Source organism: Shewanella sp. S23-S33 (assembly GCF_043359565.1).
GTDB classification, from domain to species: Bacteria; Pseudomonadota; Gammaproteobacteria; order Enterobacterales; family Shewanellaceae; genus Shewanella; species Shewanella oncorhynchi.
Map to the genome: position 1 here is coordinate 170,463 of NZ_JBHFFD010000011.1, position 13,980 is coordinate 184,442.

Annotated in this window: 7 protein-coding genes; 2 read left to right on the forward strand and 5 right to left on the reverse strand. The window is 45.9% G+C overall.

Translation table 11 applies throughout. The features are described 5' to 3' along the window. Window positions 1–290: 290 nt before the first annotated feature. From ACHA99_RS02625 to ACHA99_RS02635, 3 genes are all read right to left on the reverse strand, one after another. On the reverse strand, window positions 291–725 hold the full coding sequence (locus tag ACHA99_RS02625; RefSeq protein WP_028761608.1) for a PaaI family thioesterase: 435 nt from the start codon (window positions 723–725) through the stop codon (window positions 291–293). Between the two features lie 170 nt (window positions 726–895). Next, entirely contained in the window at window positions 896–3,061 is a 2,166-nt protein-coding gene (gene katG / locus ACHA99_RS02630) for a catalase/peroxidase HPI (RefSeq protein WP_393940878.1), read from the reverse strand. Window positions 3,062–3,372: 311 nt separating this feature from the next. Further along, window positions 3,373–4,845 carry a carbon starvation protein A gene (locus ACHA99_RS02635; RefSeq protein ID WP_173497338.1) on the reverse strand — a complete coding sequence of 491 codons (1,473 nt, stop codon included), beginning with the start codon at window positions 4,843–4,845 and terminating at the stop codon, window positions 3,373–3,375. Between the two features lie 951 nt (window positions 4,846–5,796). Here ACHA99_RS02635 and ACHA99_RS02640 point away from each other — a divergent pair. After that, window positions 5,797–6,237, forward strand: coding sequence for a DUF2846 domain-containing protein (locus tag ACHA99_RS02640; RefSeq protein ID WP_105250059.1), 441 nt, complete (start codon window positions 5,797–5,799; stop codon window positions 6,235–6,237). A 243-nt stretch (window positions 6,238–6,480) separates the two neighbouring features. On the opposite strand, the gene lysS is transcribed toward ACHA99_RS02640, so the two are convergent. Beyond that, window positions 6,481–7,983 (reverse strand): lysine--tRNA ligase, encoded by a 1,503-nt coding sequence (gene lysS / locus ACHA99_RS02645; protein WP_006080389.1) that lies wholly within the window; start codon window positions 7,981–7,983, stop codon window positions 6,481–6,483. A 28-nt stretch (window positions 7,984–8,011) separates the two neighbouring features. Then, a protein-coding gene (prfB, locus tag ACHA99_RS02650) for a peptide chain release factor 2 (RefSeq protein WP_168824900.1) occupies window positions 8,012–9,110 on the reverse strand; the annotation gives its coding sequence in 2 pieces (ribosomal slippage) (window positions 8,012–9,034 and window positions 9,036–9,110; 1,098 coding nt in all). Window positions 9,111–9,647: 537 nt separating this feature from the next. On the opposite strand from prfB, the gene fdhF reads away from it, so the two are divergent. Continuing rightward, entirely contained in the window at window positions 9,648–13,913 is a 4,266-nt protein-coding gene (fdhF, locus tag ACHA99_RS02655) for a formate dehydrogenase subunit alpha (protein WP_393940882.1), read from the forward strand. The last annotated feature ends 67 nt before the right edge of the window (window positions 13,914–13,980 follow it).

A 13,980-nucleotide genomic window follows, 5' to 3' on the forward strand; every position in this document is an offset into this window, starting at 1 on the left:
CTGTTGATGACAGAGGTAACAATACAGCGATCAGCAACAATTCGCCAGAATCTAGCATACTTTCTGTCGAATGGAATATGGCATGCTAGCTATTTTCAATCTTGAGGCCTATTTATGAAAATATGATTAAAAAATTCCGTTATTTACTGAATTCACGCCCATAAAAACTTCACTGCCAGCAAGAAGGCCGTCGACTTAATACCTGAAGATAAAGTGCACGTTCGGCATAGGTTAATTATCTGCTCAGCATGTTAACTCGAAGAGATAATACGCCAGCCCGCAAAATCGGTTTATGGCCTTAAAATCATACAAGTCGCCGTAGCAGTGGCGAGCAGTTTTCCATCCTGTGTTTTTAGCGTACCTTCCGAAATTCCTAAAGACTTAGATAAATTGATCACCTTGCCCTCAGCCACTAACACTTGATGTTTAGGCACAGGTCGAATCATTTTAATATTCAAATCGATAGTGCCGTAACCAACACCCGCTTCAAGCAATGTATGCACGGCGCAACCGGTAACCGAATCCAGTACAGTCGCGGCAAAACCACCATGAACGCCGCCCAATGGGTTGAGGTGCTTATCATCGGCAGTCGCATGGAATGTCACCGTTCCTTCGTCGGCTTGAACCAGCGACATTGGCATAGTGAGAGAGATAGAAGGTGCGGGTAATTCCCCCCTTGCCATTGCCTGTAAAATGGCTAAACCCGACATTTGCTGAATATTCATAATCCACCTAAATTGATGAGCGTCAAAGCACATGAATAAAAATGACCGCTTAACCACTTTGGATTAGGCGATCATTTAACTAAAAATCCACTTAAACGCTCGGTCCGCATTAACCCCAGCGGCGCCTAAATTGGATCCATATACCACTAAAAAGACTAATAAATATAAGCTCAGCGAAGATCGAATCTATCTAAGTTCATCACCTTAGTCCAAGCGTCGATAAAATCATCGATAAATCGCAGCTGTGCATCACTGCTCGCGTACACTTCTGCGAGTGCACGCAGCTGCGAATTAGAGCCAAAGATCAAATCAACACGACTTGCAGTCCACTTTTGCTGGCCACTGACGCGATCAACACCCACAAACATATCCTCCGCTTTAGAAGTGGGTTTCCACGTCGTCCCCATATCGAGCAAGTTAACAAAAAAGTCATTGGTCAAAAACTCAGGACGCGCAGTCAAGACACCTGTTTTTGACTGATCAGAGTTCGTATCTAACACCCGCAGACCGCCAATAAGCACTGTCATTTCCGGCGCAGTTAAGGTCAGCAATTGTGCCCTATCGACCAATAACTCCTCCGCCGAAACAGAAAACGGAGTGGGATGATAATTTCTAAAGCCATCTGCGACAGGTTCAAGTACCGCAAAAGATTCCACATCAGTTTGTGCTTGCGTGGCATCCATACGACCCGGCGTAAATGGAATCGTCACTTCACCCCCCGCATTTCTAGCCGCTTGATCAATACCGACACAGCCTGCTAGCACAATCAAGTCAGCAAGGGAGATTGTCTTACCTCCTTGATTGAACTCAGACTGAATACTCTCAAGCACTTTGAGCACCTTAGCAAGTTGCTCAGGCTGATTCACTGGCCAATCTTTTTGCGGCGCGAGTCGAATTCGCGCACCGTTCGCACCACCGCGCATATCGGAACCCCGGAAGGTCGACGCCGAGGCCCAAGCGGTTGCAACGACTTCTGAAATCGTTAATCCAGAACCAATAATCTTCAGTTTAAGATCCGTGACATCCTGCTCATTAACCAGGGGATGATCAACCGCTGGAATGGGATCTTGCCAAAGAAACGTTTCTGCAGGCACTTCAGGACCCAAATAGCGCGTGCATGGCCCCATATCTCTGTGTGTCAGCTTGTACCAAGCTTTTGCAAATACATCGGCAAACTCATCGGGATTTTCAAAGAATCGACGTGATATTTTCTCGTAATCAGGATCGAAGATCAGTGCAAGGTCAGTAGTCAACATGGTTGGTACATGACGTTTTGAGGCATCATGCGCATCGGGGATCACCCCTTTACCCGCGCCATTTTTAGGTATCCACTGATGGGCACCCGCAGGGCTCTTAGTCAGTTCCCATTCATATCCGAATAGATTTTCAAAAAAATTGTTACTCCATTGGGTTGGTGTTGAGGTCCAAGTCACTTCGAGGCCACTGGAAATAGTATCGCCACCTTTACCGCTTTTATAGCGACTCTGCCAGCCTAGGCCTTGCTGCTCAATACCTGCGGCTTCTGGCTCAGGTCCGACTAATGCTGCGTCACCTGCACCATGGGTTTTACCAAAAGTATGACCACCAGCAATCAAGGCTACGGTTTCTTCATCATTCATCGCCATACGGGCAAAGGTTTCGCGGATATCTACGGCGGCAGCGAAAGGATCTGGGTCGCCATTGGGTCCCTCAGGGTTAACATAAATCAACCCCATTTGGACTGCGGCGAGGGGATCTTCAAGGTCTCGCTCTCCCGAGTAACGCTTATCGTCTAACCATTTATTTTCCGCGCCCCAGTAAATATCAGCTTCGGGTTCCCAAATATCGACTCGCCCACCAGCGAAACCTAAGGTTTTGAATCCCATAGATTCCAGCGCGACATTCCCCGTGAGGATCATCAAATCGGCCCAAGAGATTTTATTGCCATATTTTTGTTTAATCGGCCAAAGGAGCCGGCGTGCTTTATCGAGGTTTACGTTATCTGGCCAGCTGTTTAACGGTGCAAAACGTTGATTACCGCTCCCCGCTCCTCCACGTCCATCACCGGTACGATAGGTGCCAGCACTGTGCCATGCCATACGAATAAATAGCGGCCCATAGTGGCCAAAATCTGCTGGCCACCAGTCCTGTGAATCCGTCATTAATGCGAGGAGATCTTGCTTTACAGCAGCTAAATTGAGGGATTTAAAGGCTTCAGTATAATTGAAGTCATCACCCAAAGGATTAGATAAGGAAGAGTGTTGGTGCAGAATATCGAGCCGGAGCTGTTTAGGCCACCAATCTCGATTCGAGGTGCCACCAGCAGAATGGTGCATAGGACATTTGTTCTCAGACATAACGTGCTCTCCTTCTGTTCGCAAAAAATATTCAAGTAAATAAAATCTAAATGACTTTTGCCGCAAGTTTGTACTGCTTAACGCTCTCTACCACAGACTAATCGTTTCAATAGAGAAATAAAAACCAGTCTAACGACCTTACCTTACCTCTAGATGAAACGCGATGAATCCGCTCATTAAAAAATATTCAGCAAAAATTACCCTTTCTAAAATAAGCTATTAAAGGATAGTAGAATGATACCAATCATAAAAAACAAGGGCTGCAAAATGCAGCCCTTGTTTTTTATTGGGTAAAACTATGGGATAACTAACTATTTAGCTTCTGCCACAGGTTTGCGTCTATTGTGCGCAATGATCAGCGCAACTAAACAGATAACTCCGACAGCAATACCCACTGGCTGGCTCAAAGGTTGCGGTAAGCCTAAGCCAATACCCGCAGTCATAATATAAGACACAGTAACGCTGGTGCCGCCAATCGCTGGTAAGCTAACAATCCAATGGAAGGTCCCGCGATCGAACAAGTACTTAGTTGCTAACCACAATACACTGGTTGATAGCAGCATATTTGAGAAAGCAAAGTAACGCCAAATCAAAGAGAAATCGATCTTCGTCATAAAATACGCAATGGTCAGAATAGGCACAGCAACCAATAAACGATTACGCATACTTTGCGGAATATGGAAGGCATCGATAATAGTCAAACGCAGCGAACGAAATGCGGTATCGCCAGAGGTGATAGGGAAGATAGCCACGGCCACAATCGCCATAATACCGCCCGCAACACCTAAATACGTAGTTGCCACTTGGTTAACCACTAAACCTGGGCCACCTTGGTCGAGCAAACTCTTAAGCTCAACATAACCGCCAGGGAAAGCTGCAATACCCGCCGTTGCCCATACACAAGCAACGATACCTTCAGCAACCATAGCGCCATAATATACAGGGCGAACATACTTCTCATTCGTCAAGCAACGAGCCATGATGGGCGCTTGAGTTGAATGGAAACCGCTAATCGCACCACAGGTAATAGTCACAAATAACAGTGGCCAAACAGGTAGTCCATCTGGGTTTGGTTCGAGTAACTCATTGTTGTAATGGCTGTGGTCGAAATAGGCAAACACATCACCCATTTCAGGTAACTGCGGCGCATTGATCATTAGAGCAACAGCGATAGAAACTGTCATGACTATCATCAACAAACCAAATGCGGGATATAATTTAGTGATGATTTTATCAATCGGCAGCATAGTCGCTAAAAAGTAATAGACTAAAATCACTAACACCCAGAAGGTATTATTGCCAAAGATGGTGTCTTTAAAATAATCGAGATTACTCAGCAAACCTGCGGGGCTCATGATGAAGACCACGCCCACAAAAAACAGCAGCATAGCGGTAAACAGCAACATCACGCCTTTAAAGTAAATATTAAAGTAGTGGCCCGCAATCTCTGGCAGACTCTTACCGTCTTCTTTTATGCTGAGCACGCCAGAAAAATAATCATGTACTGCGCCGCCAATAATATTCCCCAGTACAATCCACACTAAGGCTATTGGGCCGTAAAGTGCACCGAGGATCGGGCCAAATATCGGCCCCACACCCGCGACATTGAGGAACTGGATCAGAAACGCTTTAGCCGGATGAACCGGAACGTAATCGACGCCATCTTCGAATCTCGCCTGTGGTGTTATCGCTTTAGGATCGATACCCGCTTGCCGCTCAACAAAGGGACTATAGAACTTGTATGCAAGCACTAAGAGTGCGATACAAATAAAGAAAATTAACATTATTTAATTATCCATACTTTAGTAGGAGGTGATTTAATTGAGAGTTTCATTGAGTTAGTGACTGAGGTCAAGCAACACACTATTAGACTAATGTCGGGTTGATTATCTGAAACAGCCGTACGAGTGGGTATAGATGAACAAACGCGTTTAAAAATAATCCCTATGAAGTATTCAATTTGTCTACAACAGTACTTATCATACTAAAACTGAGTTCCTCTCATCGTCCTTATTCCATTCCACGATTTAGTAGTACTAAGCTAGTCAGTCAACACCTACTAAGTTAACCATGGACATACAAGTAACCTTAAGTAGAATACTTAAATCATTGCTGATTTAAAACTTCTTTATAAATTGAGCTAAATATCAGACCACTTAACCCCTACCCAAGTAATAAACCTAATCCATTCTATAACTTCATATTTCAATAGAGTCTAATTTAGTTAATCAGCAACATAAACAAAACTACCTTAAGCGCTAGCGACTTATTACTTAATCATTTTACAATTTATAAAAACCGTAAAACTGCAAGAAAAAATCAAAGATCAAAAATAAAATACTCACTAGCCTTTAAAATAACAGCAAACAAAAAACTACTATTTGACATCACAAAATTTAAAATAAATCATTAGTAAACCAATAAAACTTAAGTTATATTTAGCAAAAATAAAAACACCATTAATCTGCCTCTTAATGACTTTATAATAACTTATTTTTGGCCGAGTGCTCTTGCGCAAAAATGATAATAGCTGACTTTACCAACATGACATTCCATACATTCTGCCAATGTTATAGCGTTCATGTTGAATGTTCAAACGATCCCAAAGGAGATAACACATTTAAAAACTTTAAAAGCTCAATAAACTAAAGCGTTATAAATCAAGATAAATTTATCTAAATAACAAAATCTTGTATTTTCACAATCAAAATAAGACACTTATTTAAGGACAAATCATGTTAAAAAAACTTCTAACGCCTATGCTGGCCATTTTCCTTCTACTCTCAGGTTGTGCCACAGTACCAATGGCTTCACAAGAGGAAGATGCAAAGCTTAAGACATTCCAGAAGCCAGCTGACAATAAAACAGGGATTTATATATACCGCAATAGTTTTGCGGGTCAGGCTCTAAAGAAAAATATCTATATTAATGGTGAGATGATTGGCGAATCTGCTAATAAAGTCTACTTCTACAAGGAAGTAGAACCAGGTGAGCAAACACTTTCTACCGAATCAGAATTCAGTGAAAATAATTTAAAACTATCGACAGAAGGTGGTAAAAACTACTTTATCGAGCAATATATAAAAATAGGTGTTTTTGTTGGTGGTGCGGGGTTGCAGTCAGTAACTGACGGTGAAGGCATGAAGAATGTTAAAGAATGTAAACTTGCCAAATAGTTTATAGCTAATTTGTGCTTTTATAAAAATTCAGCTGTAATAATATAGCTTATCCAGTTGCATCTTTAATAATCACGCCTTTTAAAAAGTTCTAGAAAACAAAAAACCAGCCAAATGGCTGGTTTTTATGGTGCATTTTATCACTATGATTGTCAGCTAATGAGTAAACCTTTTACTGTTTAGCCAATTCCCACTCATTCATCATCGATAATATGACTAACCGAAATACCTTGTTCGACTGCATTACGCCTGTGGGCGCATGGCAGGGAACAGGATCACGTCACGGATAGTATGAGTGTTAGTGAACAACATCACTAAACGGTCGATACCGATACCTTGGCCTGCCGTTGGTGGCAAACCGTGTTCCAGTGCAGTGATATAGTCTGCATCGTAGAACATAGCTTCATCGTCACCTGCATCTTTCGCGTCAACCTGTGCTTTAAAGCGGTTGTCTTGATCTTCAGCATCGTTCAGCTCGCTAAAGCCGTTAGCCACTTCGCGGCCACCGATGAAGAATTCGAAACGGTCAGTGATGAAATGGTTGTCATCGTTACGACGTGCCAATGGTGAAATATCCGCTGGGTAGCCAGTGATGAACGTTGGTTGCATCAATTGCCATTCAGCAGTTTCACCGAAGATTTCTTCAAGCAGCTGACCACAAGTCCAGAACTTCTCAATCTTCATGCCTAAGCTTTTCGCTAAATCGCGCATGAATTCAACATCTTTCACTTGCTCATAGGTCATAGCTTGGATAGTGGCGTTATCAGGATTGTACTTCTGAATCGCTTCTAACATGCTTAAACGTGCGTATGGGCCGCCGAAATCGACTGTGTGCTCACCGTATGGCATTTGCGCACTGCCAAGCAGTTCGATAGCAATCGAGCTGAGCATTTCTTCGGTGAGGTCCATCAGATCTTTGTAGTCTGCATAAGCCATATAGAATTCCATCATAGTGAATTCTGGGTTATGACGTGGCGACAGACCTTCGTTACGGAAGTTACGGTTGATTTCGAACACACGCTCAAAACCACCGACCACTAAACGCTTCAGATATAATTCTGGCGCGATACGCAGATACATTGGCATGTCTAAGGCGTTGTGATGAGTGATAAAAGGACGCGCCGAAGCACCACCTGGGATCACATGCATCATAGGGGTTTCAACTTCCATGAACTCTTTTTTGATCATGAAGTTACGAATTGCAGAAACCACTTTAGAACGCATGATAAAGGCATTGCGCGAATCTTCGTTAACGATGAGATCCACGTAACGTTGACGATAGCGCATTTCTTGATCGGCTAGACCATAATAGTCAGCAGGCAATGGACGCAGCGCCTTGGTCAGTAGCTCGTACTGTTCCATGTTGACATATAAGTCGCCTTTGCCAGACAAATGCAGCTGACCGGTTACACCGATAATGTCACCGATATCCAGACCTTGAAAACGCTCTTTCAAATCAGCTTGTACGCTTTTTTCAGCATAGGCTTGAATACGGCCAGACACGTCTTGGATCACTAAGAAAGGACCACGTTTTGCCATGATGCGGCCAGCAATGCTGGTCTTAAAACCTAAGGCTTCGAGTTCTTCTTTAGTGTTTTGACCATACTGTGCTTGCAGTTCAGCCGCTTTATGGGTGCGACGGAAGGTATTTGGATGGGCATTAGCACTACAGTTTGGGCGGATGCTTTCTAGCTTGGCACGGCGCTCGGCGATCAGTTTGTTCTCATCAATTACTTGTTCAGTCATCTTATTTCTCGTCTATACCTTGAATTAATTACAGCCCAGATTTCAAACTGGCTTCGATAAACTTATCCAGATCGCCATCGAGTACCGCTTGAGTATTGCGGGTTTCAACGCCTGTGCGTAAGTCTTTAATGCGGGCATCGTCTAATACATAAGAGCGAATTTGACTGCCCCAGCCGATATCAGACTTAGCGTCTTCTGCGGCCTGTTTGTCGGCATTTTGCTTGAGCATTTCTAACTCAAACAGTTTTGCTTTCAGCTGCTTCATCGCAGCATCTTTATTTTTATGCTGTGAACGGTCGTTCTGGCACTGCACGACGGTATTCGTCGGTAAGTGGGTAATACGAATCGCCGATTCCGTTTTGTTAACGTGCTGACCACCCGCGCCTGATGCACGATAAGTGTCAATACGCAGATCCGATGGGTTGATATCAATCGTGATATCGTCATCGATTTCTGGATAAACGAACACAGAGCAGAATGACGTATGACGACGACCCGATGAATCGAATGGCGACTTACGTACTAAACGGTGCACGCCAGTCTCAGTGCGTAACCAACCAAACGCATATTCGCCAGTGAACTTAATGGTCGCGCCTTTAATACCGGCCACGTCACCATCGGTCACTTCCATCAACTCAGGGCTAAAGCCATGGGCTTCGCCCCAACGTAGGTACATACGCAGCACCATGTTGGCCCAATCTTGGGCTTCGGTACCACCACTACCAGACTGAATGTCTAAATAACAGTTTGACGCATCTTGCGGGCCGGAGAACATACGACGGAATTCAAGATCGGCAAGGCGGCTTTCGAGATAATCCAGCTCTTTACTGGTTTCATTGAAGGTATCTTCGTCTTCCTCTTCAATAGCCAGCTCGAGTAAGCCTTCAACATCTTCAAGACCTGAGTCCATATCGTCTATGGTTTTGACCACAGCTTCTAGGCTAGCGCGCTCTTTGCCTAAGGCTTGGGCGCGCTCTGGGTCGTTCCACACTTCTGAACTTTCAAGCTCACGGGTAACTTCTTCTAGACGCTCATTTTTGGCATCGTAGTCAAAGATACCCCCTAAGAAGCTCCGTGCGCTCGGCAAGCTCCTTAATTTTGAATTTTACTGGATTAACTTCAAACATGAGTTTTCAACTTTCTTTATTTGGCCGCTTTAATTGATCTTCCACTAAAAGGGGCGGTGATTAACAGTATTTGCAACCGCGCATTTTAACCTAACCAGACTGGTAAACCTAGGGGTGCACTGTTCATTAAATGGGATAACAAGGATTATTTTCCAAGCTAAAAGACCACAGCACTAACGCCGAGACTAACAAAAAGCAATGAGTTAAGACTGTGATCTTACTTAAATTTAGCCAAGATAGTGCTATGCGCGAGGCCAATGGCTGACACACAAGCGCTCTCCTGCCTAAAAAATCCCCATAATATCAAAGGAAACACAACTAAAAAGGCCTGATAACGCCAACCACATCACGACTAAATTAGAACAAACATTCACCAGCGCACAATCTGGGCGGGTTTGTGATTCAAGCTGCAATTTTGCAGCAAACTTCACTCGCCCATAAGCGTCTTCTAAAGCTGTCTAGGTATACTCGAAACAACCTAAGCCTGCAGCCCCGCGCTATAGCAGCTAAGCACCCTACATATAAAAAGGCCATGGGATGATAGAACTTCGAATTGATGACCAAGTGTTGTCGGTTAATCCGACCGATAACCTACTGCAAGTGGCGCATGCTGCTGGCATAGCAATACCCAGCTTATGTGATCCCAGCGCAGCCTCGCAGCAATTAGGCGTTCACGAGCATGCAGACAAGCAAGCCTGCAATTTGTGTGTCGTCCAGATTGAGAATTCCGACGCCAGTTTGCGCTGCGTACGCGCCTGTGAAACGTCCGCCACAGTCGGCATGCGAGTCATAACTCAGTCTGAATTATTAAGTCAAAAACGCAAACAAGCGCTGACTGAGATCTTGAGCGATCATTTTGCCGATTGCGAAGCCCCCTGCCAACAAGCATGCCCTGCGGGCGTCGATGTGCAGAGTTACCTGTATCACATCGCCCAAGGCAACCATACTGAAGCCGTTAAAGTCATTAAACAAACTTTGCCGCTGCCACTCTCCATTGGCCGTGTCTGCCCTGCTTTTTGTGAAGCACAATGTCGCCGCGGACTCGTCGATGAGCCCATTGCCATACGCCAATTAAAACGTCACGCCGCCGATCTCGACTTAGCTGATGGCGAAAATGGGGGCATGAGTTATGTCCCGCCACGCCAAACCGACACGGGCAAAAAAGTCGCGATTATCGGTGCGGGTCCAGCAGGGTTAAGTGCCGGATATTACTTATCAAACCAAGGCCATAGCGTTGAGATATTCGAATCTATGCCACAGGCGGGTGGTTGGCTACGTTATGGTATTCCTGAGTATCGTTTACCTAAAGCGATACTAGACAAGGAGATCGCACTCCTGTGCCGCAATGGCTTAACCATACACACAGAAACACGTCTCGGTCACGAGATACATTTAAATCAATTAGTTGAAGATTTTGATGCCGTCTGTCTCGCCATTGGCGCCCAAAAAGCTGTGCCTATGGATTATCCCGGCAGTACACTTGCGGGTTGCCACTTAGGTGTCGATTACTTAAAAGATCATTGTCTCGAAAAGACTCTTGTTTTAGGTAAGAAAGTCGCCGTCATTGGCGGTGGCAATACCGCTATTGATTGCGCCCGCACAGCAGTGCGTGAAGGCTGCGATGTCACCTTAATTTACCGTCGCACCCGCGCCGAAATGCCCGCCGAAGCTTACGAGGTACATGAGGCCGAAGTCGAAGGGGTGAAGTTTCATTTTTTAACCAATCCGCTTGAAAACCATAGCGATGCGCAAGGTAGAGTCCATTCAGTCACCTTCGCTAAGATGGCACTCGGCGAAGCCGATGCCTCTGGCAGACGCGCTCCCGTTGATACCGGTGAAACCTTTACTCAAGATTTCGACACTGTGATAGCCGCAGTATCACAAACTCCCGACATGAGTTTTATGCAAGATCCCGCGAGCCACTTAAGCAATGGTGAACTCGCTCTCAGCCGCTGGAATACCTTTATTGGCTGCGAGCACACTATGTCATCAGGGGTTGAAAAACTCTTTGTGGTGGGGGATGCACGCCGCGGCCCTGCTACCGCAGTCGCCGCGATAGGCGATGGCCATAAAGCCGCAATTGCCATAGATAAATTGCTCAAACAAGGCCTAAGCTGTGAGCTGCATGCTACTGAATTTAATTCATCAAAAGCAATCGGCAACACAATAAAACAAGGTTTGCCAACTACCGAGCTCTACCCCTCTGTCGCACGTAAACCCCGTTTAACCATGCCCGAATTGAACGCGGTGCAACGTTTACTCAATTACGGCGAAGTCGAGCTAGGCTTTGCTCCCGATGCCGCCATGCAAGAAGCTGCGCGCTGCCTCGAATGCGCCTGCCAAGCCAATACTGATTGTAAATTAAGGGACTATGCGACCGACTACCATGTCGAACCTAAGTCACTCAGCACTCAAAGCGCGCGCAAGTTTTCGGTCGATAAATCGAGTCCGTTCATTCAATTTGATGCAAATCGTTGTATTAGCTGCGGTAAGTGCGTCGATGTGTGCCAGTTGCAGAGTGGCCATTGTGCGATTCAATTTGCCCATGATTCCTATCAAGCACTGCCGCAAGATATAAGCGAAACCGCCACGCGCCGCGCACCGAGAGTCGGCTTTAGCGCCAGCATGGCCGATAGCAAATGTGTGCAATGCGGCAACTGTGTGCAGGTTTGCCCAACGGGCGCACTCGTCGATGCGCGGGATAAACGCCAAGGCAATGAAACGCCACTCAAAACCGCCTCAACGATTTGTACCTATTGCGGCGTAGGCTGTCGGCTTGACCTTAAAATCGATACCAGCACGAATCAGATCCGTCATATTGAGGGCAATAAAGAGTCTGTGGTAAACCAAGGCATGTTATGTGTGAAAGGCCGGTTTGGTTTCGATTTTATTCACAGTGAAAAACGCCTCACCACGCCACTCATTCGTAAAAATGGCCAGCTCACGCCAAGTAGTTGGCCTGAAGCCATCGCCTATGTGGCCGAACATTTACAGCAAATAAAACAGCAACATGGCAGCAATGCACTGGCAAGCTTGGCCTCGGCAAAAGCCACCAATGAAGAAAACTTCCTCCTGCAAAAATTTGTTAGAAGCATACTCGGTACCAATAACATCGACCATTGTGCCCGTCTGTGCCATTCATCCACAGTCACTGGGCTACAGCAAAGTATCGGCAGTGGTGCCATGACCAATGACATTCCGAGCATTCAAGCATCGGATGTGATTTTTATCATAGGCTCAGACACCAGCAGTGCTCACCCGATCATCGCCTCGAAAATTAAGCAAGCCGTGGCTTTGCATGGCGCGAGACTAATGGTGGCCGACCCTAAACGTGTCTCCATTGCCGACAGTGCACAGCTTTATGTCGCCCACAGACCCGGCACAGACGTCATGCTACTCAATGCAATTATGGCGGAAATCATCCGTAATGACTGGCAGGATAAAAGCTACATTGCCGCACGCACCGAAGGCGTGGATGCTCTCTATGCTGAACTCAAAAAAGTAGATTACAGCCTAGAAAATGCAGCCTTGATAACAGGCGTTAAAGCCGAAGATATCGCCCGCATCGCACGCACCATAGGCACTGCCGACAAAACCGCAGTCTACTATGCCATGGGCATTACCCAGCACACGACGGGACACGACAATGTTACCGCCATATCTAATCTACAACTTCTGTGCGGCAATATTGGGGTTGAAGGAGCGGGGATTAACCCACTACGGGGACAAAGTAATGTGCAAGGTGCCTGTGACATGGGCGCACTGCCTAACTTCTTCAGTGGTTACCAAAAAGTCACTGACATTCATGCAAGAATGCGTTTCGAGGCACATTGGCAAACGCCGTTATCGGGAGAAATTGGCGTGACCGCAACCCATATGATGCATGATATTTCCAAAGGGAAAATCAAGGCTTTATATGTAATGGGCGAAAACCCCGTATTAAGCGACCCAGATCAAGCCCATGTGCTTAGGGCGCTTAATGCAATCGACTTTTTAGTGGTGCAGGATATCTTTCTCACCGAAACCGCCGAGCTTGCCGACGTGGTTCTGCCCGCCGCAGCCTTTGTCGAAAAACGCGGTCATTTCACCAATACTGAACGACGAGTGCAGCGACTCGAACAAGCCCTGCTACCGCCAGGTGAAGCCCTGCCCGATTGGCAAATTGTCCAAGCCATTGCCAATGCGATGGGTGCCGCTTGGGATTACCCTAATGAAGAAGCGATTTGGCAGGAAATCAATGAGCTGACACCACAATATCGCGGCATTACTTGGCAGCGATTAAGCACTGGAGTTGACGGTAAAATTCCCCAAGGTATTCAATGGCCTTGCCCAGATGAAGCTCATCCTGGTACTCCCATTATGCACCAAGGGCAATTCACCCGCGGCTTAGGTAAGTTCACGCCAGTGAGTTATCGCTTACCCGCAGAAATGCCCTGCAGTGAGTACCCGCTCACCCTCTCGACCGGACGTTTACTGGAACAGTTCCACACTGGCACCTTAACCCGTAAAACGGCCGGACTCGACTTACTCGGCTCGCCTAAGGTAATGATTTCAGTCTATGACGCCGAGCAACTCGGCATAGGCAATGGCGATAAAATCAAACTTACTACCCGTCGCGGCGAAATTGAAATCGACGCCTTTGTGACGAAAAGAGCCCAAGCTGGCGTACTATTCCTGCCCTTCCACTTTGTGGAAGCTGCGGCGAATAAACTCACCATCAATGCACTCGATCCTGTCGCTTTTATCCCAGAATATAAGGTCTGCTCGGTAAGGGTTGAGCGGGTTACCGAGAAAATTGATTAGAATGAACTGACTAGGCTGGATTGACTAAAGTAAATGAATTAAGTGCTCTTCAAAAAGATAAATAAGC